25 protein-coding genes are annotated in these 25,360 nt (G+C 71.0%); 17 read left to right on the top strand and 8 right to left on the bottom strand.

What is annotated here, in order from left to right; all coding sequences use genetic code 11:
- Positions 1 to 39: 39 nt before the first annotated feature.
- On the top strand, positions 40 to 465 hold the full coding sequence (gene erpA, locus KSO98_RS14065; RefSeq protein WP_225286276.1) for an iron-sulfur cluster insertion protein ErpA: 426 nt from the start codon (positions 40 to 42) through the stop codon (positions 463 to 465).
- 193 nt (positions 466 to 658) lie between these two features.
- Here the strand turns inward: erpA and KSO98_RS14060 are convergent, their stop codons facing one another.
- The gene (locus KSO98_RS14060; protein ID WP_225286274.1) at positions 659 to 958 is read right to left on the bottom strand and encodes a WXG100 family type VII secretion target; all 300 of its coding nucleotides are present in this window, start codon (positions 956 to 958) and stop codon (positions 659 to 661) included.
- 87 nt (positions 959 to 1,045) lie between these two features.
- Positions 1,046 to 5,560, bottom strand: a complete 4,515-nt coding sequence (locus KSO98_RS18975; protein WP_225286273.1) for an FtsK/SpoIIIE domain-containing protein — start codon at positions 5,558 to 5,560, stop codon at positions 1,046 to 1,048.
- A 56-nt stretch (positions 5,561 to 5,616) separates the two neighbouring features.
- On the opposite strand from KSO98_RS18975, the gene KSO98_RS14050 reads away from it, so the two are divergent.
- From KSO98_RS14050 to KSO98_RS13995, 12 genes are all read left to right on the top strand, one after another.
- Positions 5,617 to 6,372 carry an SAF domain-containing protein gene (locus tag KSO98_RS14050; protein WP_225286272.1) on the top strand — a complete coding sequence of 252 codons (756 nt, stop codon included), beginning with the start codon at positions 5,617 to 5,619 and terminating at the stop codon, positions 6,370 to 6,372.
- Entirely contained in the window at positions 6,369 to 7,136 is a 768-nt protein-coding gene (locus tag KSO98_RS14045; RefSeq protein ID WP_225286271.1) for a CpaE/TadZ family protein, read from the top strand. Before KSO98_RS14050 ends, KSO98_RS14045 begins: the two co-directional genes overlap by 4 nt.
- Positions 7,133 to 8,461: a TadA family conjugal transfer-associated ATPase gene (locus KSO98_RS14040; protein ID WP_225286270.1), complete on the top strand. Its 1,329-nt coding sequence runs from the start codon at positions 7,133 to 7,135 to the stop codon at positions 8,459 to 8,461. The genes KSO98_RS14045 and KSO98_RS14040 overlap by 4 nt, the downstream gene beginning before the upstream one ends.
- A complete protein-coding gene (locus KSO98_RS14035; protein WP_225286269.1) occupies positions 8,458 to 9,324 on the top strand; it encodes a type II secretion system F family protein in 867 nt (288 codons plus the stop codon). The genes KSO98_RS14040 and KSO98_RS14035 overlap by 4 nt, the downstream gene beginning before the upstream one ends.
- A complete protein-coding gene (locus KSO98_RS14030; protein WP_225286268.1) occupies positions 9,324 to 10,247 on the top strand; it encodes a type II secretion system F family protein in 924 nt (307 codons plus the stop codon). Before KSO98_RS14035 ends, KSO98_RS14030 begins: the two co-directional genes overlap by 1 nt.
- Before the next feature lie 60 nt (positions 10,248 to 10,307).
- Positions 10,308 to 10,535 carry a hypothetical protein gene (locus KSO98_RS14025; RefSeq protein ID WP_225286267.1) on the top strand — a complete coding sequence of 76 codons (228 nt, stop codon included), beginning with the start codon at positions 10,308 to 10,310 and terminating at the stop codon, positions 10,533 to 10,535.
- Positions 10,535 to 10,942, top strand: a complete 408-nt coding sequence (locus KSO98_RS14020) for a TadE/TadG family type IV pilus assembly protein (RefSeq protein ID WP_225286266.1) — start codon at positions 10,535 to 10,537, stop codon at positions 10,940 to 10,942. The genes KSO98_RS14025 and KSO98_RS14020 overlap by 1 nt, the downstream gene beginning before the upstream one ends.
- A complete protein-coding gene (locus KSO98_RS14015; RefSeq protein ID WP_225286265.1) occupies positions 10,939 to 11,358 on the top strand; it encodes a TadE/TadG family type IV pilus assembly protein in 420 nt (139 codons plus the stop codon). Before KSO98_RS14020 ends, KSO98_RS14015 begins: the two co-directional genes overlap by 4 nt.
- A complete protein-coding gene (locus KSO98_RS14010) occupies positions 11,355 to 11,774 on the top strand; it encodes a TadE/TadG family type IV pilus assembly protein (RefSeq protein WP_225286264.1) in 420 nt (139 codons plus the stop codon). Before KSO98_RS14015 ends, KSO98_RS14010 begins: the two co-directional genes overlap by 4 nt.
- Before the next feature lie 91 nt (positions 11,775 to 11,865).
- Positions 11,866 to 14,589 carry an AfsR/SARP family transcriptional regulator gene (locus KSO98_RS14005; RefSeq protein ID WP_225286263.1) on the top strand — a complete coding sequence of 908 codons (2,724 nt, stop codon included), beginning with the start codon at positions 11,866 to 11,868 and terminating at the stop codon, positions 14,587 to 14,589.
- Positions 14,589 to 15,206 (top strand): hypothetical protein, encoded by a 618-nt coding sequence (locus KSO98_RS14000; protein ID WP_225286261.1) that lies wholly within the window; start codon positions 14,589 to 14,591, stop codon positions 15,204 to 15,206. The genes KSO98_RS14005 and KSO98_RS14000 overlap by 1 nt, the downstream gene beginning before the upstream one ends.
- Complete coding sequence (locus tag KSO98_RS13995) at positions 15,203 to 16,069, top strand: PKD domain-containing protein (RefSeq protein WP_225286260.1); 867 nt, start codon at positions 15,203 to 15,205, stop codon at positions 16,067 to 16,069. The genes KSO98_RS14000 and KSO98_RS13995 overlap by 4 nt, the downstream gene beginning before the upstream one ends.
- A gap of 20 nt (positions 16,070 to 16,089) precedes the next feature.
- Here KSO98_RS13995 and KSO98_RS13990 read toward each other — a convergent pair whose 3' ends face one another.
- From KSO98_RS13990 to KSO98_RS13975, 4 genes are all read right to left on the bottom strand, one after another.
- The gene (locus KSO98_RS13990; RefSeq protein WP_225286259.1) at positions 16,090 to 16,734 is read right to left on the bottom strand and encodes a hypothetical protein; all 645 of its coding nucleotides are present in this window, start codon (positions 16,732 to 16,734) and stop codon (positions 16,090 to 16,092) included.
- Entirely contained in the window at positions 16,734 to 18,935 is a 2,202-nt protein-coding gene (locus tag KSO98_RS13985) for a hypothetical protein (protein ID WP_225286258.1), read from the bottom strand. The genes KSO98_RS13990 and KSO98_RS13985 overlap by 1 nt, the downstream gene beginning before the upstream one ends.
- The gene (locus tag KSO98_RS13980; protein ID WP_225286257.1) at positions 18,935 to 19,282 is read right to left on the bottom strand and encodes a hypothetical protein; all 348 of its coding nucleotides are present in this window, start codon (positions 19,280 to 19,282) and stop codon (positions 18,935 to 18,937) included. Before KSO98_RS13980 ends, KSO98_RS13985 begins: the two co-directional genes overlap by 1 nt.
- A gap of 95 nt (positions 19,283 to 19,377) precedes the next feature.
- Positions 19,378 to 19,608: a hypothetical protein gene (locus KSO98_RS13975; protein ID WP_225286256.1), complete on the bottom strand. Its 231-nt coding sequence runs from the start codon at positions 19,606 to 19,608 to the stop codon at positions 19,378 to 19,380.
- A gap of 64 nt (positions 19,609 to 19,672) precedes the next feature.
- Between KSO98_RS13975 and KSO98_RS13970 the strand changes: the two genes are divergently transcribed.
- Positions 19,673 to 20,650 carry a carbohydrate kinase family protein gene (locus KSO98_RS13970; protein ID WP_225286255.1) on the top strand — a complete coding sequence of 326 codons (978 nt, stop codon included), beginning with the start codon at positions 19,673 to 19,675 and terminating at the stop codon, positions 20,648 to 20,650.
- A gap of 9 nt (positions 20,651 to 20,659) precedes the next feature.
- Here KSO98_RS13970 and KSO98_RS13965 read toward each other — a convergent pair whose 3' ends face one another.
- Together KSO98_RS13965 and KSO98_RS13960 are read right to left on the bottom strand one after the other, a co-directional pair.
- Positions 20,660 to 20,896 carry a sulfurtransferase TusA family protein gene (locus KSO98_RS13965; RefSeq protein WP_225286254.1) on the bottom strand — a complete coding sequence of 79 codons (237 nt, stop codon included), beginning with the start codon at positions 20,894 to 20,896 and terminating at the stop codon, positions 20,660 to 20,662.
- Between the two features lie 17 nt (positions 20,897 to 20,913).
- Positions 20,914 to 22,026: a cysteine desulfurase family protein gene (locus KSO98_RS13960; protein WP_225286253.1), complete on the bottom strand. Its 1,113-nt coding sequence runs from the start codon at positions 22,024 to 22,026 to the stop codon at positions 20,914 to 20,916.
- A 110-nt stretch (positions 22,027 to 22,136) separates the two neighbouring features.
- Between KSO98_RS13960 and ctaC the strand changes: the two genes are divergently transcribed.
- From ctaC to KSO98_RS13945, 3 genes are read left to right on the top strand one after another with little or no spacing between them, the layout of a single operon-like run.
- Positions 22,137 to 23,057, top strand: a complete 921-nt coding sequence (gene ctaC / locus KSO98_RS13955) for an aa3-type cytochrome oxidase subunit II (RefSeq protein WP_225286252.1) — start codon at positions 22,137 to 22,139, stop codon at positions 23,055 to 23,057.
- A gap of 26 nt (positions 23,058 to 23,083) precedes the next feature.
- Positions 23,084 to 24,763: an aa3-type cytochrome oxidase subunit I gene (gene ctaD, locus KSO98_RS13950; protein ID WP_225286251.1), complete on the top strand. Its 1,680-nt coding sequence runs from the start codon at positions 23,084 to 23,086 to the stop codon at positions 24,761 to 24,763.
- Entirely contained in the window at positions 24,760 to 25,176 is a 417-nt protein-coding gene (locus tag KSO98_RS13945; RefSeq protein WP_225286249.1) for a cytochrome c oxidase subunit 4, read from the top strand. The genes ctaD and KSO98_RS13945 overlap by 4 nt, the downstream gene beginning before the upstream one ends.
- The last annotated feature ends 184 nt before the right edge of the window (positions 25,177 to 25,360 follow it).

Genomic DNA, 25,360 nt, shown 5'->3' with positions numbered 1-25,360 from the left:
CTGTCGTACGACGCTGAAATCCTGACTTTGGAGGTCCTCATGGGCGACGCATGCTGCGGCGGCGGTCACAACCACAGTGCTGAGAGCGCGAGCGCTCCGGCTGCCACGGCGCCGGTCTCGGTGGCTCTCGGCACCCGCACCGACCAGATCAACCTGAGCGACATCGCTGCCGCCAAGGTGAAGAGCCTGCTCGAGCAGGAGGGTCGCGATGACCTCAACCTGCGCATCTCGGTGCAGCCGGGCGGTTGCTCGGGCCTGCGCTACCAGCTCTTCTTCGACGAGCGCAGCCTCGACGGTGACGTCATCACCGACTTCGACGGCGTCGGCGTCGTCGTCGACCGGATGAGCGTTCCGTACCTCAACGGCGCGACCATCGACTTCGTGGACACGATCGAGAAGCAGGGCTTCACGATCGACAACCCGAACGCGACGGGTTCCTGCGCCTGCGGCGACTCGTTCCACTGATCTGAGACACCTGGCACGCACGCTCGCTGCGTTGTCGGCCCTCAACGGCCGCTCCGCTCCAAGGCCGCCATCGGGCCTCCGCCTTGCGATCGCACGTCCCAGGCGCCGCAGATAGTTAGCGACAACGTAAGAAGCCCCCGCCATTGGCGGGGGCTTCTTGCGTTCGAGGGGACTCGAGGTTCTGCCGCGCTCGTCAGCCCTTGAGCGTGTACGCGTTGTCGATGTCGGCGAAGGCCTGCGACGCCTTCGTCAGGTAGGTGGACATCTCCTCGAGGAGGCCGACGCTCTTCTTGTTGGCGTCGGTCCAGTCCGTGTAGGTGGTCTGGAACGAGCCACCGGCGGAGCCCTGGAAGCCGCCGTCGGCGATCAGGCTGTCGACCTGACCCTTGGTCGTGTCGAGCAGCTGCTCGAGCTGGTTCTTGAGGTTGGCCAGGTTCTTGGCCTGAGCAGCAATGCTGCCGTGGTCAATGGAGATGCTCTTCTCAGCGCCCATGAGTCCGTACTCCCAATAGAGGTTTGGTGCCTGTCGGAGGTACTTCTGCCCGTGGGCGACGCACCCTAAACCTGACGGATTCCGGGCTCAGCCGCACAGCGGGGTCTGCACCGGGATCTGGTCGCCGGTGCCGTCGAAGAGCACACCGCGTCCCGGGGTGAGGCGCGCGACCAGCGACATCCGCCCGACCCTGCCGCCGAAGACGTCAGCTGCGAGCGCCTCCATCGGCGAGAGCACGACACCCTTGCGGCCCTTGCGGGCCTCGGTGATCCAGCCGGAGTAGCCGGCCGCGAGCTCGTTGGCCCCGCCCGCCACCAGGACGTGGAAGTCGCGGTCGCGTGCCTGTCGTACGAGCGCCATCAGCACCGGCGCCATCTCGGCCTCGCGCAGCCGCTCAGCATCGTCGATCAGGACGAGCGCGCCGTCGCCCAGCGCCTGCAGCCGCTTGACCACGTCGTCGGGTCCGGCGGAGGTGCCACTGATGCACTCGGCGCCGGCCTGCGCGAGCAGCTGGGTGAGGGCGTTCTCGGCCGGGGTGAACCCCAGGATCTGGCGCTCCTGGGCCAGCGCCCAGCGCGCGGCGAAGAGCAGCGAGTTGGTCCGGCCGCTGCGCGGCGGGCCGACCACGAGCGCGGGGCTCTGCACCGCCTCCACGGTGAGGAGGCCCAGGTCGTCGCCGCCGACGCCGACGGGGATCGTCCCGGCCGGGACGGTCGCGCCGACACCACCGGCCAGCGCCTGGTCGGCATTGACCGCGCTCGGCAGCGCGGCCAACGAGAACGGCCGCAGCTCAGGCGGGGTCACCACGCCGGCCGCGCGCAGCCGCTCGCCGAGCTCACGGACGTACCCGCTCTGGGCGGCGCCCGAGGTGTCGTCGACGAGCACCGCGACCTGGCTCTCCAGGCCGGAGTCGGACCACACGCCGCGGCCCTCGGCCATGTTCTCCGGGACGTCCTTCACCTTCAGCCCGGCCAGGCTGTAGTCGGTGCGGTCGGGCAGGCGCAGCAGCAGCTTGGACTCGACCAGACCGGCGACGCGGCCGCTGAGCAGGCTGCGGTCGCCGGTCATCACGACCTGGAGACCGACCGAGGCACCTTCGCGCAGCAGGGTCAGCATCGCATCGTTGAGCCGGCCCAGGTCGACCTCGGAGAGGTCGGAGACGAAGCCCTCCCAGCGGTCGAGCAGCAACAGCACGTACGGCAGGCGCTCGCCGGGCGAGGCCGCCCGGCGCTGCTCGTCGATGTCGGCGAACCCGTCGCGCCCGAGCACGTCCTGGCGCCGCTTGACCTCGTCGAGCAGCCGGTCGAGCAGCCGGCCGGCGCGCTCGACCTCGGTGCGCTGCACGATCGCACCGGTGTGGGGGAGTGCCGAGAGCGGCAGCAGCGCGCCGTTGCCGCAGTCGAGGCCGTACAGGTGCAGGTCGCGGACCGCCGTGGTCTCGGCGAGCGCTGCCGCGATGGTGCGCAGCGCCGTGGACCGGCCGCTGCGGGCCCCGCCCACGATGTAGAGGTGGCCGGAGCCACCGAGGGTGAACCGGCGCGGTCGCTGGGCCTGGTCCTGCGGGACGTCGTCCATCGCCCAGGGTGCGGAGAAGCCGATGACCTGCTCGGTCGCGTCCTCGCGGGTGGACTCGCGAACACCCAGCCCCGGGACGGTGACGGTGGTGGGGAGCGAGGCGAGCCAGGGGGAGTGCATCGGCGGCAGGCCGAGCGCGTCGTTGGCGCCCTGGATCGCCTCGACCAGGACCTTGAGGTCGGTCTCGCCCTCGTCGGTGGTGCCGCCCTGGACCTTCGGGCGCGCGGGCGCCGGCAGGCCGATGTCGGTCCACGGCAGCGCCCACGCGAGAGCGGGCGGGAGCTCCGCCTCGCTGGTCCTCACGGAGGGGCGCGCCCCGCCGACCCGGCCGGACTGGAACGGCAGCAGCGAGGAGTGGCCCAGGCGGGCGTAGCCGCGGCCGGGCTGGTGGGCGCCAATGGTCGCGGCGTCGGGTGCGTCGATGACATCGCGCGACTCGGCGTCGTCGGTGACGCGCAGCGCGATCCTGAGGTTGGTGTTGGCGCGGATGTCGTTGGAGATGACACCCGAGGGGCGCTGGGTGGCGAGCACCAGGTGGATGCCGAGCGAGCGGCCGCGCTGGGCGATGGTGACCAGGCCGTCGACGAAGTCGGGCAGCTCGGACTTGAGCGAGGCGAACTCGTCGATCACGATCGCCAGTCGCGGGATCACCGGCAGTGACGGGTCATGGCGCTGCAGCGCCCAGTAGTCCTCGAGGTCCTTCGCGCCGGGGACGGCGAGCAGGTGCTCGCGGCGGCGCAGCTCCGCGCCCAGCGACGTGAGCGCGCGACCGACCAGATGGGTGTCGAGGTCGGTGACCATGCCGACGGTGTGTGGCAGCTGCGCACAGTCCTTGAACGCCGAGCCGCCCTTGTAGTCGACCAGTACGAAGGTCATCTGCTCGGGGCTGTTGGAGATCGCGAGCGAGGCGACGACCGTCTGCAGGAACTCCGACTTGCCGGAGCCGGTGGTGCCCGCGATCAGTGCGTGCGGGCCGTCCTTGCGCAGATCGAGCCGGAACGGGCCGTCGAAGCCCTCGCCGATGACCACCTCGGTCTGCGCCTCGGGACCCCAGCGGTGCCGGATCTGGTCGGGTGTCGGGTCGGGCATCCGGACCGAGTCGAGCAGGCGGGCACTCGCCGGCAGACCGGAGACCTGCTCGTCGGGGGTGGTGTCGCGTACGGGCGCCATCGCCCGGGCGATCCGCTCGGTCCAGGCCTGCTCGACCAGGTCCGGGCTGATCCGCGAGACCGCCTCGCTGCCCGTACGGCGCAGCTCGACCAGCCCCTCGGAGACCTGGAGGATCGCCCGGCACTCCTCCGGCAGGGAGCGGGCGTCGTCGTCGATGCAGAGCACGTGGACCCCGACCGCGGGGCCTTCGCGGAGCAGCTGGACGACACCGGGCAGGGTACGCAGGCGCCGGGCGCCGTCGAGGACGACCAGGAAGTCCGGGCGCGGCGGCACGTCGCCGCCCGGCGGGACCATGCCGTCCTTCATGCTGCGCTCGGCGATGACCTGACCCAGCTCGCCGACCCGGCGCGAGACGGAGCCCTGCTCCGTGCCGATCACCGCTCCGACGGGCTCGCCGGTGACGCGGCAGTGCGGGAGCCAGCGCAGCCAGCCCCACTGCTGCTCACGCTCGGAGCCGGTCAGCACCACGATCCGCAGGTCGTCGGGGGCGTGCAGGACCGAGGCCTGGCCCAGGAGCCAGCGGCCGAGCGCGTCGACGCCCGAGCCGTCGCCGCACAGACCGACGACGCCCTCGGCCCGCATCCGGATGCCGACCGGGACGTCACCGAGCTCATGCGGCGCACGCGGCTCGTCGGTCTCCTTGCGGGCACGGTCGTTGATCGTGAGCGCGGAGGGCCGATCGGCCACCCCGATGCGCAGGGTGAGGTAGTCGGGGTCGCGCCGGCGGCGCACCCACAGGTCGTGCCCCGGGCCGACCGCCTGCAGGAGCAGGCCGGCCGCGTCGGGCTGCTGGCGGCGCAGGTCGTCGCGCTCGAGGGTCCACGCCCGGGCGATCCGGCGGCGTACGGACCGGTCCTCGTTCTTGTACTCGATCATCCGCTCGCGGTGCTCCTGCGCGCCGCTGCGCCGGTTGAACACCCAGTTGAAGATGGCCATCACCGGTGAGAGACCGGCCATCACCAGGTAGCGCGGGCTGCCGAAGAACATCGCCATCGGACCGGCCATGATGATCGGGGCGATCACCATCGCCCACGGGATGCCCTGGCGTCTCGGCGCGCTCGGCTCCGCGGGGATGGTGAAGGCGCCCTCCCGTACGGGCGGCAGCATCCGCGGCGGGCGGTTGAAGTCCAGGCCGAGCCGCTCGGTGCTCGGCGTCGCGTCCGCGTCCGGCTGCCAGACGTGGTGCCACTGCAGCACGGTCTGCCCGATGCGCAGATCGGCGCCGCGCGGCCACGCCAGGGGAGCGGGGCCGGTGTCGGCGTCGGCCGTTCGGCGGGCGCGCTCGGCGCGCTCGCGCCTGGTGAGCAGGTCGTCGGGGAGGTTGTCGACGTCCTCGGCGGGGTCCTCGAGGACGACGTCGTCGGGGGCGTCGGGGTCGACGCCGTCGATCCGCACGGGCACCGTCACGGCGAGGATCGACAGCTCGCCGTCGGTGCCCACCGACACGGTCAGCGCGTCGACCGGCAGCAGCAGGTCGGGCAGCGACATGCCGGAGCCGCCACACCCGATGACGTGCTCGCCGAGGCCGAGCCGGTGGATGCGTCCGGCGCCGGGACCCGAGACGACCCGCAGCTCGACGACGCCGGTGGGCAGGGAAGGCTGCCAGGAGTCAGGCTCGTGCACGGCGATCCGTACGCCGGCACGCAGCCCCGCGTCCCGCACGGTCTGCTCGACCGCGACCGGGCGGCCGTCGACGTAGACGGCCAGACCCGACAGGAAACGCGGATGCACCGGCTCCCCGAGCACGCCGAGCAGCGCCGGCAGGACGTCGGACACCCGCTGCTCGGGCAGAGCATCCAGGAGCACGTCGGCACTGCGGCCGCTCGCGCCGTCGATCGCCGTCACGCTGAATCGCACAGAAGACCCCGATTCTTCTTGTTTGGCAGGCAGCGTATCGGGGCAGTACTGACACAGTGACCACTGATTCCAGCACCAGCCTGGCCGACCAGCAGCGCAGTCGCGCGTTCCGTGGGCTGGCCGCCAACGGGCGGGCCCCGGGTGGGTCCGCCCGGCCCGTCGTGAAGCCGCCCCGCCAGCGCCGCCCCGCCCTCGCCGCACTCGCCGTCCTCCTGGTCGTGGGCGGAGCCCTGATCGCCGGGCTGCTCGCCGTACGGATGGACTCGCGCACCTCCGTGCTGGTCGCCGCCCGGGAGATCGTGCCCGGGTCCCGGATCACCGCCGAGGACCTGCGCGCCGTCAGCGTGTCGGCCAGCGGACTGTCGCTGATCTCCGCCGACGACGCCGCCCAGCTCGCCGACGGCAGCTGGTACGCCGCCCAGGACATCCGCCCCGGCACCCTGCTCGACCGCAACCTCGTCAACCAGACGGCGCCCTACGGCGACGACAAGGTGATGGTCTCGATGTCCCTCAGCGCCGCGCTGGCCCCGTCCTCGACGCTGCGCGGCGGCGACCTCATCGAGGTCGTGCGCACCGCCGGAGACAAGAGCAGCTCGGCCGCCGCGGCTCCGCAGGTGATCAGCCAGGCGCTCGTGATGGGCATCTCCACCGGCGCGAGCGACTCGCTCAGCAGCGGCTCGACCACCGCCGTCCTGCTCGTCCCGAGGAGCGTCGCGCCCCAGATCATCGACGCCTCCGCCGCCGGCCAGGCCGGCGCCGCCCTGCTCAAGCGCGGCCAGCCCACGACGGTGAAGCTGGAGGTCGCCGAGTGAGCGTGATCGCCCTCGTCTCGGCCAAGGGCTCACCCGGGGTCACGATGACCGCGCTCGCACTGGCCTCGGTGTGGCCCGAGCGGGTGGCGCTCGCCGACATCGACCCCGCCGGCGGCGACCTCATCTGGCGCACCCGTACGGAGGGCGGCGACCCGCTCGACCCCGACCGCGGCCTGCTCGCGCTCGGCGCGGCGACCCGCCGCGGCGCGGGTGAGACCGCACTGGTGCTGCACCTGCAGGAGACGTCCCAGGGCGTCCCCGTCCTCGTCGGCGTGCCCTCGCCGGAGCTGCTCTCCGGCCTCGGCGCCGTCTGGGGCCAGCTGCCGGCCGTCTTCGCGGCCCACCACGGCGACGTCATCGTCGACTGCGGCCGGGTCGTGCCCGGCTCGTCCGTCCTCCCGGTGCTCGCCAAGGCCGACGCCGTCGTCTTCGTGGTCCGCCCCGACGTGGAGGGGATCGCCCAGCTCCGCGAGCGGCTCGCCTCCCTCTCCGGACAGCTCGAGGCCGGACGGGTCGGCGTGATCGTCCGGACGACCTACCGCGACACCCGCTCCGGCGCGGACCTGCAGCAGCTCCTCGACGCCCACGGCCTCGGCGCCGTCGTGCTCGGAGTGGTCGCCGAGGACGAGAAGGGCGCCGCGGTGCTCTCCTCGACCCGGATCGGCTCGGTGCGGCGCTCGCTGCTCGGCCGCTCCGCGGTCACCCTCTCCGCCGCTGTCCGCGATCTGGCCGGCTTCACCGCTGCGGTGGAGGTGTCGGCATGACCGATCAGAACCTGGTCCGCCGCCTGCGCGAGGAGGTCGCCGACGTCCTCGCCCGCCAGCGCCGCGAGGACGCCTCGAACGGCCTGCCGCCGATGACCGCGGAGGACGAGCGGCAGTTCGCCCGCGCGGTCGTCACCCGCGTCCTGGACGCGTACGCCCGCGAGGAGATCCGCGCCGGTCGTACGCCTCCCGCCCAGGACGAGGAGGCCCAGCTCGCCGACGGCATCCACGCCGCCCTCTTCGGCGTCGGCCGGCTCCAGCCCCTGCTGGACGACCCGGACGTGGAGAACATCGACATCAACGGCTGTGACCAGGTCTTCATCGGCTACGCCGACGGTCGTGAGGTCATCGGCGAGCCGGTCGCCGACAGCGACGACGAGCTGGTCGAGCTGGTGCAGACGCTGGGCGCCTACTCGGGCCTGACGTCGCGTCCCTTCGACACCGCCAACCCGCAGCTCGACCTGCGGCTGCCGGACGGCTCGCGGCTGTCGGCGGTGATGGGCGTGTGCCAGCGGCCGTCGCTGTCGATCCGTCGCGCGCGCCTCTCCCGCGTCAGCCTCGACACCCTGGTCGGCTACGGCTCGATGTCGCCGGAGGTGGCGGCCTTCCTCTCCGCCGCTGTCCGGGCTCGCAAGAACATCATGATCGCCGGTGCGACCAACGCCGGTAAGACCACCCTGCTGCGAGCCCTCGCCAACGAGATCGAGCCGCACGAGCGACTCATCACCGTGGAGCGCGCGCTCGAGCTCGGCCTCGGGGAGTTCCAGGACCTGCACCCCAACGTGGTGGCGTTCGAGGAGCGGCTGCCCAACTCCGAGGGCCAGGGTGCGATCCACATGGCCGAGCTGGTCCGCCGCTCGCTGCGGATGAACCCCAGCCGCGTCATCGTCGGCGAGGTGCTCGGTGACGAGATCGTGACCATGCTCAACGCGATGAGCCAGGGCAACGACGGCTCGCTGTCGACCATCCACGCGAACTCCTCGGCCGAGGTGTTCAACCGGATCTGCACCTACGCCATCCAGAGCGCGGAGCGGTTGCCGGCCGAGGCGGCGATGATGCTGATCGGCGGCGCCATCGACTTCGTCGTCTTCTGCGAGCGGGTCAACCTCTACCACGACGGCGGCACCCTGCGACGGATGGTGACCTCGATCCGCGAGGTCAACGGCGTCGACGGCCGGGTGCTGTCCAGCGAGGTGTTCGCCGTCGGGCCGGAGGGCAACGCCGTGCCGGCCGCGGCGATCTCGTGCCTGCGCGAGCTCGAGGCGGTCGGGTACGTCCCGGGTGCTGCGCCGACCTGGATCGAGACCGAGGGAGTGCGGGTGTGAACGGCGACCTGAGCGTCCCGCTGATCATCGTCGCCGGCGCGATCATCGGCGGGGGCCTGGCGCTGCTGGGCTACGCCCTCATCCCGCACGAGCCGTCCGGCGTGGTCAAGCGACCCACCCGCCTGCTCGAGCAGATCCGGACCCAGGGCCGGCTGCTCCCGCTCGGGATCCTGGCCGGTCTCGGCGTCCTGGTGGTGACCCGCTGGGTCGTCACCGCGATCGCCGTCGGGCTGCTGGTGACCTTCTGGAGCCGTCTCTTCGGCGGCACCCGCCGCGAGAAGGACGGCGTTGCCAAGATCGAGGGGCTGGCCGCGTGGACCGAGTCGCTGCGCGACACCGTCGCCGGTGCCGTCGGTCTGGAGCAGGCGATCCCCGCGACCGCGTACGCCGCGGCGCCGGCGATCCAGAGCAGTCTGATGACGATGGCCGACCGGCTCCGCGTACGGGTGCCGCTGCCCGACGCCCTCGAGCGATTCGCCGAGGACATGGACGACGCGAGCGCCGACCTGATCATCGCGGCGCTGATCCTCAACTCGAAGCTCCGCGGCCCCGGTCTGCGCGACGTGCTCTCCTCGCTCGCCCGCTCCGCGCGCGCCGAGCTCGAGATGCGTCAGCGCATCAACGCCGGACGGCGCAGCACGCAGCGCAGCGTGCAGATCATCATCACCGTCACGCTCGCGTTCGTGCTGGGTCTGGCGGTCTTCAACCCGACCTACCTGGCGCCGTACCGGACCGCCGTCGGGCAGCTGGTGATGGTGCTGATCATCGCGCTCTTCGGCGCCGGCATCATGTGGCTGCGGCGGCTGTCGCGCTTCGAGCAGCCCGAGCGCTTCCTGCTCTTCCGCGGGGAGGTGGCGCGCTGATGATGCTCGTCATGCTCGCGGGCGGCCTCGTCGGCGCCGGCCTGCTGCTCGGCGCCTGGCTCGTGCTCCAGCCGCCGCCCAGCGGCGCGGCCCAGCTCGCCCAGCTCGACGCCCGCATCGCCCGCGGGCGTCGCGACCACGGCCTGACCCGCGATCGCCGCCACCAGACGGAGTCGCAGCGGCTGCGCCGGCTCGGGGCCGACGTCGCCCAGGCGATGGACAAGCGCGGCCTCGGCCTCCCGCGAGGCCTGGCCGCCAGCCTCAGCATGGTCGGCATGTCCCAGGAGATGTTCCTGGCCCGCTCGGTCATCGGCGCGCTGATCGGCTTCTTCGTCCCGCTGGTCGTGCTGATCCCGCTCACCGCAGCCGGGGTGACCACTTCGGTGCTGCCGCTGTGGGTGCTGCTCATCGGCGCGCTGCTCGGACTCGTCTGGCCCGCGTTGGCGCTCTCCCGCGAGGCCGAGGAGAAGCGTCGCTCCTTCCGGCACGTGGTCAGCTCGTTCCTCGACCTGGTCGCGATGAACCTCGCCGGCGGCCGGGGCGTCCCGGAGGCGTTGCAGGCGGCCTCCGGCATCTCCGACGGCTGGGCGATGACCCGCATCCGCGACACCCTCGAGGCAGCCCGGCTGCAGGGGAACACCCCTTGGGCCGCGCTCGGCTCGCTCGGCGACGAGGTCAACGTCGACGAGCTGCGCGACCTGGCCGCCGCCCTCGCCCTCGTGGCCGAGGACGGCGCCAAGGTACGTGACTCGCTGACGGCGCGCGCGGAGTCGATGCGCCGCCGTGAGCTCGCCGACGCCGAGGGCCGCGCCTCGGCCAGGTCCCAGTCGATGCTGGTCGCCCAGCTGCTGTTGTGCGCCGGCTTCCTGGTCTTCCTGATCTATCCCGCTCTCGCCCGGATTGCGGGCACGTCGGGCGTTTGACCGCCCCCTCGATCGGGAAGAGTCCGATCGAATGCACTACCCGAGAGGACACCCCTTCCCATGACCGTCTCCCAGGTCCAGTTCCTGGCCACCATGCTGCGCGGCCGGATCGCCAAGGCGCAGCGTCTCGAGCGCGGCGCCTCCGCCGTCGAATGGGTGGTCATCTCCGCGATCCTGATCGCGATCGCCGCCGCCATCGGCCTCATCCTGATGAACAAGCTCAAGGGCAAGGCCGACAGCCTCGACCTCAACAAGGAGCCCGGTGGCGGTGGGGGCGGCGTCAACTGATGATCCGTCCCCCGCGCCGTGACGAGCGCGGGGTGTCGAACGTCGAGCTCGTGCTCTACGCGCCGCTGCTGATGGTCGTCATCCTCTTCGCCGTCCAGTTCTGCTTGGTCTACCTGGGCAACCAGGAGGCCAACGCGGTCGCGCGCGAGACGGCCCGGGTCTACCGCACCACCCACGATCGGGCGGCCGCCGCCAAGGCGGGGATGGACTACGCGCGCACGATCGGCGCCGGCACCCTGGAGTTCTCCGACGCCTCCGACGGCGTGACCATCGAGGACAAGACGGACGGATACGTGGAGGTCGTCGTGCGCGGCCGCGCCCAGCAGTACCTCCCCGACTTCGTCGTGCCTCAGGTCGTTGAGCGCGTCCTGGCGCCGCGCGAGCAGTTGGTGGTGGCGCAGCCGTGACCACGACCATGAGGTGCCGTGGCTGCCTGCTGTCGCGGCGCAGCCGGTCGGACCGGGGCTCGATGGCCGTCGAGATGGTGCTGATCGTGCCGGTGATCTTCGCCTTCGTGCTCTTCATCGTCTTCTGCGGCCGGCTGGTCTCCTACCAGGGCGATGTCGACGCGACCGCGCGCGACGCCGCACGTGCCGTCACCCTGACCCGCACGCTGGACAGCTCCGCGATGGACCGGGTCGTCGCGGCCTCGCTGGAGAGCCGCTGCGACCCGGCCAGGCTGATTCCCACGCAGACCACCGTCCGCGTCGACCTGGTCTGCCACGTCCCGCTCAGCGATCTCGGTCTGGTCGGCCTCCACGGGACCAAGACCATCCGAGCGAGCAGCACCGTGCCCCTCGACACCTACCGGAGCTACCAGTGAGCCGCCTCCGCCGCGGTGAGCGGACCGAACGGGGAGCGGCGACCGCGTTCTTCCTGATGCTGGTCGTCGTGCTCTTCGCGTGCGCCGGCCTCGTCTTCGACGGTGGCAGCGCACTCAACGCCCGGATGCGGCTCGCCGACGTCGCCGAGCAGGCCGCCCGTGCCGGTGCCGACCAGATCGACGTCGAGGCGCTGCGCAACAGTGGCGCGCTCGAGGTCAACACCGAGGCGGCGCGGCAGGCCGCGAGCGACTGGATGAGGGCAGCCGGCTATCCCGACGCCCAGGTCCGCATCGACGACGACGGACGGGTCTCGGTCACCGGCTCCGCCACCGGCGACACCCAGATCCTCGGGCTGGTCGGATTCTCGACCTTCACCGTCCACGCCACCGCCACAGCAGAGGAAGTCACGCAGTGAACGAGCGGAGCGAGATCACCATCCAACACAGCGCGCGATGGGCCTCCTGCGCGCACGGAGCGCTGGGCCAGCGAGCATCGGGAGTACGTGCATGAGCATCGTCAACACCACCGGGCCGGTCCGTGGACCGGAGCGGTTCGCCGGCCAGGCCGGGCCGAGCCAGGAGCGCCCCAGCGCGTTGCAGGCCCTGGGCGCGGGGCTCGCACTTCTCGTCCTCGTGGCAGGGATCCCCCTCGCCCTCATCCTGCTGACCGGTCCGCCGCCGGTGCCGCACAGCCTGCCGACGCGCGACACCCTGACCCAGCCGATCACCACCGACACGCTCATCGGCGTGCTGCGCGTCGTGGTGTGGCTCGCCTGGCTGCAGTTCACCGCGTGCGTCCTGGTCGAGGCGGCCAGCCTGGTCCGCGGGGGAGGCCTGCCCCGGCCGGTGCCGCTGTCGGGCCGCTCCCAGGCGCTGGCTCGCGCGCTGGTGGGCACGTTCCTGATCGGCGCCTCGTTCCTCGGCACCTCCGGCGCCGCACAGGCCGTCGCCCCGGCGGCACCGGTCGCCGCCACGGCGGTCTCGCACACCGTGGTCCAGGACCAGCGGGACGACGCCGCTCAGGCCGCCGACCAGGCTCAGGCGCCCGCCTCGCACGAGACGCAGCGGATGGAGCACGTTCCGGGCGTCCCCTCGGAGATGACCGACGTGATCGGCCACAAGGTCACGATCGTGCAGCCGCCGGAGGGTCGCCACCACGACAACCTCTGGGACATCGCCGAGCGCACCCTGGGCGACGGCCGGCGCTGGAAGGAGATCTACGAGCTCAACAAGGGGCGGGTCCAGCCCGACCAGGGTCAGCTGGTCCTCGGCCGGCTCATCCAGCCCGGCTGGGTCCTGATCCTGCCCGGCGACGCCAGCGGCGCCACGGTCAATCGCGTACACGCCGTCGCCGACGGCAGCGTCGCGCCCCACCAGGGTGGCGACCGGGCCGAGCAGAGCGGACACGAGCGGCAGGGCGACTCGGCCGCCGAGGAGACCCGCAGCGATCGCGGCATCCTTCCGGTCGTGGGCGGGGGGCTCTTCGGCGCGGTCCTGCTCGGCGCGCTGCTCGCGGAGCGGCGCCGTCGCCGCGGCCGGACCCCCGATGACGCCGAGATCGAGACCGAGGTGGCACTGCGGGTCGGTGCCGACGTGGACCGTACGGACTGGCTCGACCAGGCCCTGCGCGGACTCTCGGCCGCCTGCCGCAGCGAGCGCACGCCGCTGCCGCAGGCGTACGCCGTGGTGCTCACCGACGACGCCGTCGAGCTCAAGATCGCCCCGCCGATGCCGCAGGCCGTCACTCCGTGGTCCGCCCACGACGGCGGTCGCACCTGGCGGCTCGAGCGGGCCTCCTTCACGCCGGGGGAGAGCGGTCACGCCCCCTACCCGGGTCTCGTCTGCGTCGGTCGCGACGACAGCGGCGCCGACGTGCTGGTCGACCTCGAGGCCGCGGGCGGCATCGTCTCGATCTCCGGCTCCTCAACCGTGGCCACCGAGGTCGTCTCCGCCCTCGCCGTGCAGCTCGCCACCTCGCCGTGGGGCGACGACCAGGTCGTGCACGGCTACCACCTCGCCCCGGCCCTCGCCGAGATCGCGGGCGCCACGATCGAGACGGTCGACGACGTCGACGCTCTGGTCGCCCGGTGGGCCGCGAACGCGCCGCGCGCCGCCGAGGACGTCCTCACCGGCCGCCTCGGCCGCCACCCGGGCGTCCCGCCGGAGTACCTCGTGCTCGGCAGCACCGTCGGCGATGCCGAGACCGGGGCCCGGCTCGGCGAGCTCGCCCGCGGGGGCAGCCGCGGCATCGGCGTCCTGGCCGCGCAGCCGCTCGACGGCGCCCGCTGGCGCCTCACCGTCGACGAGGCCGGCCGGATGACCATCCCGTTGCTGGAGATCGAGGTCGACGCCGTCCGCCTCGGCGCCTCCGCTGCCGAGGAGATCGCCGCGCTCTTCGCCCGAGCGCGCACCGAGGAGCCGTACGCGCCGGGCCGGGCGACCCTGCCGACGACGAGCCGCGGCTCGGACGACGTCACCTGGAGCACCGCCTCGGTGCGGATCGGTGTCCTCGGTGCCCTGGAGCTGCGCACCGAGGGGCGCCTCGACGCCAGCCGGCTCGAGCTCGCGACCGAGGTGGCGACCTTCCTGGCGCTGCAGCCGGCTCCGGTCCACGCCAGCGTCGTGGGCGCCTCGATCTGGCCGCGCGGCGTCACGCCCGAGGTCCGCGACGCCACGATCGAGCGGGTCCGTGACTGGCTCGGCGCCGACAGCTCGGGCGGCTATCTGCTGCGTCAGACCGACGACGGCCGCCTCTTCCTCGCCGATGAGGTCGGTGTCGACTGGCACGCCTTCGTCGCGCTGGTGCAGCGCTCCCGCGGCGCTGCGGTACGCGAGGAGCGCGACCTGCTCGGCCGGGCGCTCCGGCTGGTGCGCGGTCCGTTCCTGTCCCGGCGCCCCACCCAGCGCTACGCCTGGCTGCCGCGCACCCGGCTCGAGCAGCAGGTGGCCGACGTGGTCGTCGACACCGCCCACCGGCTCTTCGAGATCACCGTCCAGGACGACCCCGGCGGGGCCGCCCAGGCGGCCCGCGCCGGCCTCCGGCTCGCGCCGATCGCCCAGGTGCTGTGGCGCGACCTGCTGCGCGCGGAGCACGAGGACCCCGATGGCCCCGACGCGGCTGCGGTCGTGGAGGAGATGGTCGTGAGCCTCGATGCTGCAGGCGCGGCGCTGGAGTCCGAGACCGAGGCGCTCATCGCCGAGCTCCTTCCCGAGCACGTCCAGGAGGCCTGATGCGCTTCCCCCGTCGCGCCCTCGCTCTCGGAACGGTCGCGCTGCTCGCTGTCCCGCTCGCGGCCTGCGGGTCGAGCGACGACGCGGCGCCGACCACGGTGCCGCTCTCGGTCACGCCATCGGCCAGCGCCAGCGCGGCCGCGCCGGTCGTGCCGGCCGGCGTGCCGACCCAGTTGCCACCGGCGCCCTCCGGCGCGGCGAGGACGCAGGAGTCGGCCAACGCCTTCGCGACCTACGTCGCGATGCTCGACTACCGGGTGATCTACACCCGGGACGCGAGCCCGCTGTTCGCGCTCGTCCCGCCGGGGTCGCGCTGCAGCGCATGCGAGAAGGTCCGGCAGGCGATGAGCGATGCGCAGCAGAAGGTCTTCGGCGTGCCGCAGCGTGACCCGAAGATCCTCGGGGTCGTCCCGCGCTCGACCAAGGGCGACGAGTACGTCGTGGGGGTGGCGTTCGAGACCGCTCCGGTGAAGGTCCTCGACGCCTCCGGCAAGGGTCTAGGGACGTTGAAGGCCTACCCGGACAACTTCACCGAGGTCCACATGAAGTGGGATGACGCCTCCGCGGGCTGGCGGCTCCTGGACTTCCAGGCTCAGATCGGGGATGACGCGTCGTGAGGAGACTGGCGCTGACTCTGGTCGCTGGGTCGATGATGCTGGTGGGCATGGTGGTCGGCTCCGCCCAGCCGGCGTCAGCGGGCAAGGTGTGCGGCTGGGCCGCGACCTCGGACGGCATGGAGTGGCGCTGCACCGACACGGCGACCCAGACGCAGGACGGCAGCCAGGGTGGCACCCAGGGCACCTGGACCCCGCCGACCGAGTGGAGCGAGACCCGTTACATCCCGACGTGCTCGACCAACGGTCCCGAGGACGGCGCCGACGTGCTGTGCGGGGCGGCGGTCAACACCTGTGCGGAGGACGGCGCGATCCGCTTCTGGGTCTACGTCAGGACCGTCTTCGCCGATCCTGACAAGAAGCCGACCGATTGGGAGATGAAGGGCTCGGAGTGCCGGGGTCCGGACGCGCCGACCGAGGTGGTCCCGAAGATCACCCGCCAGAACGTCATCGACGCCGCGAAGGCCCTCGCCCCGAAGGCGACCTTCGCCATGCAGCCGGCAGCGCAGAGCTACGTCAACATCCCGAACAACTTCTACGCCACCGCCCCCGACGAGACGGTGCCGATCACCCTCTTCGGCAACACGATCCCGGTGAGGTTCAGCGCGGGCACGGTCCGCTGGGACTTCGGTGACGGCTCGACCGGTGAGGGCGTCGGCATCGAGAGCGCAGGCGTGGGACAGGCCGGAGCGGTGGAGCACGCGTACGTGACCACGGGGGCGTACGACATCACGGTGACGACCTCCTACCACGTGGTGTTCGACCTGCTGGGGCAGCACGTCGAGACCGACCTGGTCGCCGCGACCAGTGCCCCGCAGACCCTCGAGGTGGGGGAGATCCAGACGCTGGTCACCGACGCCCGCTAGGTGTGCTGATCGGAGATCGGCTACTTCGCCCTGAGACGGTCACGGGTGGCGCCGATGATGTCGGTGTAGCTGCCAAGGCGATCCGCTGCGGCACCGCCCACGTCCAGCTGGTGCCTGAAGTAGCGGTTCTGCGCGTCCGGGTGCCCCTTCATGTCGGGGCGGTTGAGATAGCTGTCGTACCCGGGTGGCTTGCCGTCGGCGTGGAGGTAGGTGTCCAAGGCGAGCCGGTCGTTGAAGATCCCATCGGACTGCGAGCGCAGCGAGGCCTTGTCGCGGTCCTGCGGCATCGGATCGTCGGTGGCCGCGATCAGCGTGCCGACGTCGCGGGCGATCGCCTCACCGTCGCTCTTCTGGGCGCCGATCCAGGCCGTCATCGCCTTCAACAGCGAGGCGCCATCGGCAGGGAAGACACCTTGGAGCACCGCGTGCCGATCGCCGACGGACGAGAGCGTGAGCACGCAGTCCCACGGCGCCGACGCCTCGAACGCCTTGCGGCGGGCCTCGAAGGTGTCGAGAGAGCTGGTCGAGACCCCCGCCTCGCGCAGGCAGGATCGGAAGCCCGCGTCGTCGGGCAGGGGCGCCGGCTTGGCACCACCGCAGGCGGCGAGGGCGGCCGTCAGGGCGGAGGCGCCGACGAGCAGGGCGCTGAGATGGTGACGTCGCATCAGTTGTCGTCCCGGGTGCCGTTGATGATGTCGGCGTAGTCGCGCAGCTCGTCGGCGGTCTTCCCGCCCTCGTCCATCAGGTGCTCGTAGTACCGGTTGATGGCGTCCGGCTGGCCCTTCATCTCGGGTCGGTTCATGTAGTCGCTGAAGTCCTTCGCGAAGGCGCCGTCGTCGGCGTGCGCCTTGATGTAGAGCGCCACGGCCAGCTGGTGCTGCGTCATGTCCTTGATCTGGGCGTCGTTCCAGCCCTTGTAAGCCTGGTCGATCTTCTCCTGCTGCTCGCTCAGGTCATCGAAGACCGCCTTCAGGGGGCCGTAGACGGCGGCGATGGCCGGGTTGGTCTCGGCGAGCGTCTCGACGCCCTTGCCGATGAGATCGTTGATCGCCTCCTCCACCCCCTTCATCCCGGCGCCCTTCCAGTCCAGCCCCATCTTGGCGAGGTCGTCGTCTCGCATCAGGTTGCCGATCAGTGTCGCGATCTGCTTCGGATCGCGGTTGTGGCCGAGCTCGGAGACGATCAAGGAGTTGATCATCTTCTTGCTGTCGGCGTGCGTGTCGTGGATGAGATCGGCGAGCAGGGTCTTCGGGTAGTCCGCCGAGCGCAGCGACTGATCGATGTAGGTCCGGACGAAGTCGCCGTCGTTGATGATCGAGGTCAGCTCGGCGAGCATCTTGGCGTCGAGATCGTCGCGCTGCATGATGTCGTCGGATCCCCAGTGGCCGTCCTTCGCCACCTTCAGAGCGTGAACCAGCGCGACCGACGGCACGCCGTCGCTGTCCGACGTGCTGATGAAGCGGTTCTTGAGGACCTCGAGCGTCTTGCTGAACAGCCCGTACTGGATGTTGGCCTCGTCGTCGGTCATGTTGCGATCGCCCCGGGTGACCAGCGTGAGCGACTGCAGGATGAAGTCGAGCTTGCTCGGGTCGACGTTCTCGAGGTCGGTGGCGAGCGCGCTGGCGTTCGAGCGCGCGCTGAGGATCTTGACCATGTCCTGGGGCGGGTCGTAGGCGTACTGGAACATCTCGGGGAAGAGCTCCCGCGAGCCGGACGGGTAGTGGTACCACCGGCTCTGCAGCGCGAGTGCGCCGCTGGTCTGGCGCGCGTCGGCGCGGCCGGACGAGGCGATCAGCGCGAGCTGCGCGGCGCCTTGGTCCATGTCGCTGAGCGTGCCGTAGAACTTCCCGTAGTCGGCGTCCTGGTACTGGCTCAGGCCGTCGGCCAGGCCGTTGGTCAGGGCCAGGATCTGGTCCTTCTGGTCATACGGGTTGACCTCGTTCCTGCGCACCGCCCAGTCGAGGTTGTTGTAGAGCGAGTTGACGGCCTTCGCGACGGCTCCGGGGTCGTTGCCCAGCGCATCGAGCATCGCCTTGGAGTAGTCCGAGCCGTACGGGCCGTTGACGTGGCCCTGGATCGCCTTGAGTGCCGCGTCGATCGCGGAGGGGTCGTCGCCCTTCAGAGCGTCTTGGAGGGCCTTGATCTCCGGGGCGGCCGCATCGACCGTCTTCTGGTCCTCCTCGGCCGCCTTCTCGAGGTCCTCGTAGTCGGCGACCATCGTCAGGTCGGTGAGCAGGTTGGAGTGGTCCAGGCCGGTGGGGTGGTCGGCCGTGCACATGCCCAGGTTCTTCACCGGGATGTTGGCCGAGAGCGTGGTCCCGCAGGTGGTCGTCTGCGTGGTGAGGTGCTGCTTGAGGCTCGTGAAGTCGGTGTCGAGCGCACTCTGGGCCGCCTGGCGCGTGGTGTACGCCGAGCTCTTGGCCGAGCTGCGGGTGTCGTCGAGGTCCATCGTGATGCCGCGGTTGGGCATCGCGCCGCCGTTGGCCTCGCGCAGGTCGCCGACCGACTTGTTGTAGGCCTTGTCGGCGTCGTCGCACGCCGAGTTGTAGGCCGACTCCGCGTTCGCCCACTTGGTGTTGAGCTCGGCGAGCGTCGTCTGCGCCCTCTCGTAATGCCCGGCCAGCGTGGTCAGGGCGTCGCTGCAGTGGAGCAGCTGGGTCGCGAAGGTGCTGAGGTGGCCGCCGACAGCGGTCATCTCACCGGTGACCGAGGTCGCGGCGGAGCCGGTCCACTTCTTCCCGATGGCGGCAGGCTCGTTGCTCGCGGTCTTGGCGTGCTTGGCGAGGTTCTCCCGGATGGTGTCGAGGGAGTGCGCCGCCATCCGCAGCTGGTGCGGATGGATGTCGAGGGTGAAGTGGTCGGCCATCAGGGCACCTTGACCTGGGGCACGATGCTGATGTCGATGCTGCCGCCGCGGTCGACCTTGGTCAGGTCCAGCGACAGCTGGTTGGTGTTGTGGGCGATCAGCCCGGCCGACGTGGACAGGACGTCGAGCCCGTCGCTCCAGCCCGTCGAGAAGATGGTGGCCTCGGCGCTCAGCGCACTGGAGAACTCGCCGGCGCCGGCCACGATGTCCGTACGGGCGCTGCTGATCGACGTGGAGTGTCCCTGCAGATCCGCCGCCATGGTCTGGAACGTCTGGTGCACGGATTCGGCCAGCGCCGGGTCCATGCGCAGTTGCGGCGATCCGCCGCCATCAGCTGGGAAGTTCACGTGTGGACACTTCCCGCGATCCGGCCCGGTAAACACATGATCCGCGACCGCCTGCGTGAGGCGACCGCGGACCGTGTCAGAAGGTGGGCCCGAGGTCAGTCCAGGTCGAGGCCCAGTGCGCCCGAGATGCGCTGGGCGGCCTCGAGGAGGTCGATGTCGCGCTTGGGAAGGCCCTGGCGCTGGTCCTCGAAGCGGATGCTCGGTGCGGGACGGAGAGCGTCGCGAGCAACGCTCGTGAACGCGAGACGGCGCTCGGTCTCGCGGCAGTCGGCGACCATCTCATCGGTGGTCGACAGGTCGTCGTAGGCGGTGAGGCTGGAGGTCATACCAGAGACGCTAAGCGTTACCGATAGGTACCCCAAGGCATACCGCTCGGTAGTGTTTCGTGTCATGGGCACCCTCCTGATCGCGGGATCGATCGCGACCGACCACCTCATGACCTTCCCCGGCACGTTCGCCGACTCCCTGGTCGTCGAGCAGCTCGACAAGCTGTCGGTCAGCTTCCTGGTCGACGACCTCGAGATCCGCCGTGGCGGCGTCGCCGCCAACATGAGCTTCGGTCTCGGTCGGCTCGGCCTGCGGCCGGTGCTGGTCGGCGCCGTCGGCGAGGACTTCGCCGACTACCGCTCCTGGCTCGAGCGCCACGGCGTCAACTGCGACCACGTCCGCGTCTCCGAGGCACGCCACACCGCGCGCTTCGTGTGCACCACCGACCAGACGATGGCCCAGTTCGCGAGCTTCTACCCGGGCGCGATGGCCGAGGCCCGGCTGATCGAGCTCGGACCGATCGTCGAGGCGGTCGGCGAGCCCGACTACGTCCTGGTCGGCGCCGACGACCCGGACGGCATGCTGCGCCACACCCAGGAGTGCCGCCAGCGCGGCTACCGCTTCATCGCCGACCCGAGCCAGCAGCTCGCCTTCGGCTCCGGCGAGCTGATCCGCGACCTCATCGACGGCGCCGCGATCCTGTTCTCCAACGAGTACGAGTCGCACATGATCGAGCAGAAGACCGGCTGGTCGGCCGAGGAGATCCTCAAGCGCGTCGGCATCCAGGTCACCACGCTCGGCAAGGACGGCGTTCGGATCACCCGCCAGGACGGGGCCCCCATCGTGCTCCCGGCCGCCACCGGCGTGACGCCGGTCGAGCCGACCGGTGTCGGCGACGCGTTCCGTGCCGGCTTCCTCGCCGCGACCGCGTGGGGCCTCGGCCTCGAGCGTGCCGCCCAGGTCGGCTGCGTCCTGGCCGCCTACGTCGTCGAGACGGTGGGCACCCAGGAGTACGCGTTCACCACCGCAGAGTTCGTCGCCCGCCTCGAGGCCTCGTACGGCGCCGAGGCCGCGGCCGACGTCGCCCCGCACCTCGCCTGAGGCTGCGCCTCAGCTGAGGCGGCGGACCACGTAGACCGGGACGCCGTCCTCGGCGGCCCGCTCGCCGAGGTACTCCTGTCCGCGCATCCGCGCCCAGGCCGGGACGTCGTGGCGTGCGGCGGGGTCGTCGGCGGCGACGGCGAGCAGGTCGCCGATCGCGACCGACCCGAGCGAGCGCCCGAGCGCGATGATCGGCGCCGGGCAGAGCATGCCGCGGCAGTCGAGGGTCTCGCGAGGCTCGCTCACAGGCCGTCGCCGTTCGCTCACAGCCCGGCCCGCTCGCGGATCGTGTGGACCACGCCCGGCAGGACGTCGAGGAAGCGCTCGACCTCGGCCGGCGTTGTCTCCCGGCCCAGCGAGAGCCGGACGTTGCCGTGGGTCAGCGCGCCCATGGCGGCGAGGACCCGGGAGGGCTCGCGGGTGTCGACGGCACACGCGGAGCCGCTCGCGACCGCGAAGCCGAGCCGGTCCAGCTCGGTGACCAGCGCCTCGCCGTCGACGTACAGGAAGGAGAACGTCACCAGGTGGGGGAGGCGCTCGACCGGGTCGCCGACCACGTCGACGTCCGCGATGTCGGCCACGCGGGCCCGGATCCGGTCGATCAGTGCCCGCTGGCGGCTGCCGATCTGGTCACGCTCGGCGACGACCGCCTGGAGCGCGGCCGCGGCGGCGAGCGCCGCGGCGATGTCCACCGGCTCGTCCGTACGGGCGAACGGGTCGCCTGCCGGGAACGGATCGATCCAGCGGGCCCGGTGCCGGATCAGCAGCACGCCGATCCCGCTCGGGCCGCCCCACTTGTGCGCGGAGCCCGCGAGCGCGTCCCAGCCATGGGGGAGGGGGACCCGTCCCATCGACGCGCAGGCATCGACGAGGAGCGGCACTCCGCCGGCGATCTCGGCGGCCTCGGCGACCGGCTGGAGGGTGCCCACCTCATGATTGGCGCTCTGGAGCGCGAGGGCGGCGGTGTCGGGCGCGAGCGAGCGCACCGCGTCGAGGTCGAGGCGCCCGTACGCGTCCACGCCCAGCTCGCGGGGCGCACCCCACCACGCCGCGGCGTCGGTGACCGCCTGGTGCTCGACCGCGCTGTGCGCGATCGGCCGGCCACGCTCGGCGCGGGCACCGGCGAGCCCGAGCAGCCCGCGCTGAACCGCCCGGGATCCGGACGAGGCGAACGTCACCTCGTCGCGCCGTACGCCCAGCGCGCCGGCGATCGCCTCGCGGGCGTTGTCGAGCAGGAGCCGGGCGGTCCGACCGGGTCCGTGCAGGCGGCGGGGATCCGCGTAGCCGTGATCGAGCGCGGCCAGGAGCGTCTCGCGGGCCGCAGGATGAAGCGGCTCGGAAGACGCGGTGTCGAGGTAGACCGCCGCATTTGCCACTCGCGGAGCCTACCGACCGGTCATCGGGGCCGCCCCGGCCTGACCTGTCCGAGCCGATTCCGATAGTCTGCGGCATATCCGTGACTGGTCGTAGAGAGAGAGGCTCGTTCGTGGGTCTGCAGATGCCCGGATCGCCCGGGTCCAAGCGCAAGGGGATGGCCGCAAGCGCGCGCCGCTTCGCCCTCGCCGCTGGGCTTGGCGCCAGCGCCGTCCTGCTGGGAGGCTGCTCCACCGCCGCCAAGAACTTCGGAATGCCGGAGCCTGCCACCACGCAGGGTGAGCACGTCCTGAACCTGTGGCAGGGCGCCTGGATCGCCGCCCTGGTGACGGGCGCCATCGTGTGGGGACTGATCTTCTACGCGATCTGGCGCTTCCGCCGTCGCAGCGAGGACGAGGTGCCCGTGCAGACGCGGTACAACCTCCCGCTGGAGATCTTCTACACGATCGCGCCGGTGCTGATGGTGATCGTGTTCTTCTTCCACACCGTCAAGGCGCAGGACGCGATCCTCGACGACAACGTGAAGGTCGACAACACGGTCGAGGTCACGGGCCAGCAGTGGACGTGGACCTTCAACTACGGCGTCGGTGACATGGACGCCGCGGCGAACGACAACGCCGCCGACCTCAAGTTCCCGTACAGCAGCTACGTCTACGACGCGGGCACCGCCTCGCACATCCCGACGCTGGTCCTGCCGGTCGACGAGACCACCCGGTTCAACCTCCACTCGCCCGACGTCATCCACGACCTCGGCGTCGACCACTTCAACATGAAGATGGACGTCGTGCCGGGCCGAGTGAACCACTACGACGTGACCCCGACCCGGAAGGGCACCTATCGCGGCGCCTGCTACGAGCTGTGCGGTCTCTACCACTCGCGGATGCTCTTCAACGTCAAGGTCGTCTCGCAGGCCGACTACCAGTCGTACCTCGAGGACCTCAAGGCGAAGGGCTTCACGTCCGACACGCCGCTCATCGGCGGTGCCGACGCCTACACGCAGGCCGGCCTCCAGTCTGAGGGAGACGCAGAGTGACCACCACGGCAGCACCCGCTACCACTGTGAGCGGCCGCAAGCCGCTCGGTCAGCAGCTCTACGCGCTGCTCACCACCACCGATCACAAGCTGATCGGCAAGATGTACGCCGTCACCTCGTTCTGCTGGTTCCTCGTCGGCGGCGTGATGGCCCTGCTCATCCGCTCCGAGCTGGCCTTCCCGGGTCAGCAGCTGGTCAACGACGAGCTGTACAACCAGCTGTTCACGATGCACGGCACGATCATGCTGCTGCTCTTCGCGACGCCGCTGTTCTTCGCCTTCGGCAACCTGATCATGCCGCTGCAGATCGGCGCCCCGGACGTCGCGTTCCCGCGTCTGAACATGTTCAGCTACTGGCTCTTCCTGTTCGGCGGCATCATCGCCGGCTCGGGCTTCCTCACCCCGCAGGGTGCGGCCGACTTCGGCTGGTTCGCCTACACGCCGCTGTCCAACGCGGTCCGCTCGCCCGGTGTCGGCGGTGACCTGTGGATCATGGGTCTGTGGATGGCCGGCCTCGGCACCATCCTCGGCGCGGTCAACTTCATCACCACCATCATCTGCATGCGCGCACCGGGCATGACCATGTTCCGGATGCCGATCTTCGTGTGGAACACGCTGGTGACGTCGCTGCTCGTCCTGATCGCGTTCCCGGTCCTCGCCGGCGCGCTGCTGATGCTCGAGGCGGACCGCCAGTTCGGCACCCACGTCTTCGACGCCAGCCACGGCGGCCCGATCCTGTGGCAGCACCTGTTCTGGTTCTTCGGCCACCCGGAGGTCTACATCATCGCGCTGCCGTTCTTCGGCATCGTGACCGAGATCCTCCCGGTGTTCAGCCGCAAGCCCGTCTTCGGCTACATCGGCCTGGTCGGCGCGACCCTCGGCATCGCGATCCTGTCGGTCGCCGTGTGGGCCCACCACATGTTCGTCACCGGCGCCGTCGACCTGCCGTTCTTCTCCGGCATGACGTTCCTGATCGCGGTCCCGACCGGCGTGAAGTTCTTCAACTGGATCGGCACCATCTGGGGAGGGTCGGTCAGCTTCGACACCCCGATGCTGTGGTCCATCGGCTTCCTCACGACCTTCCTCTTCGGCGGCCTCACCGGCGTCATCCTGGCCAGCCCGCCGCTCGACTTCCACGTGTCCGACTCCTACTTCGTGGTGGCGCACTTCCACTACGTCGTCTTCGGCACCGTCGTCTTCGCGATGTTCGCTGGCTTCTACTTCTGGTGGCCCAAGATCACCGGCAAGATGCTCAACGAGCGCCTCGGCAAGGTCCACTTCTGGCTGCTGTTCGTCGGCTTCCACACGACCTTCCTGGTGCAGCACTGGCTCGGTGTCGAGGGCATGCAGCGTCGTATCGCCGACTACCTGCCCACCGACGGCTTCACCGGTCTCAACCAGCTCTCCACGGTGGGCGCGTTCCTGCTGAGCCTGTCGATGATCCCGTGGTTCATGAACCTCTACGTCTCTCGGCACGCGCCGAAGGTCCTCGTCGACGACCCGTGGGGCTGGGGTCGCTCGCTGGAGTGGGCCACCTCGTGCCCGCCGCCGCGCCACAACTTCCACACCCTCCCGCGGATCCGGTCGGAGTCCCCGGCCTTCGACCTCCACCACCCGGAGATCGCCGCGCTGGAGCTCGAGTCCGAGCAGGAGCTGGCGGCTCACGTGCCCGGCATGTCCGTCGAGAATGAGGGAGACGCCCGATGAAGGCTGAAGCCTGGATGTTCGTCGCCTGCACGGTCTTCCTCGTGCTGGTGACGCCCACCTACTGGTTCGTGACCGCGGGCTCCGAGCACGGTGGCGACTGGACCGGTACGTCCGCTCTGGTCATGTGCACGCTGCTGCTGGCCATGATCTCGGCCTACCTCGGATTCCACGCGCGTCAGATGGACGACCGTCCCGAGGACCGCAAGGACGGCGAGATCGCCGACGGCGCCGGGGAGCTCGGGTTCTTCCCGCCGTTCTCCTGGTGGCCGCTGTGGGCCGCGCTGTGCCTCACGACGATCACGTTCTCCCTCGCGATGGCGGCCTGGTGGCTCGCGATCATCGGCGGCGTCGTCGGTGCGATCGCGCTGTGCGGCTGGATCTTCGAGTACTACCGCGGTGAGTTCAGCCACTGACCTCACCGCCTGAACGACGCCCCGGACCCCGTGATGCTGGACACCCAGCACGCGGGGTTCGGTCGTCTGTGGGTCCGAGCGGTTACGCTGGACATCGGATTCGCCATGGGGGTCGGATCCGATGTTCCTCGATCTGGGAGTCTGTATGCCGTCATCCGTACCGTCGTCGCGTCGTGCCCCCCTG

The sequence above is a fragment of the Nocardioides nematodiphilus genome, assembly GCF_020216525.1.
In the GTDB taxonomy this organism is placed as follows: domain Bacteria; phylum Actinomycetota; class Actinomycetes; order Propionibacteriales; family Nocardioidaceae; genus Nocardioides; species Nocardioides nematodiphilus.
This window is presented reverse-complemented; position numbering and strand designations above follow the sequence as displayed.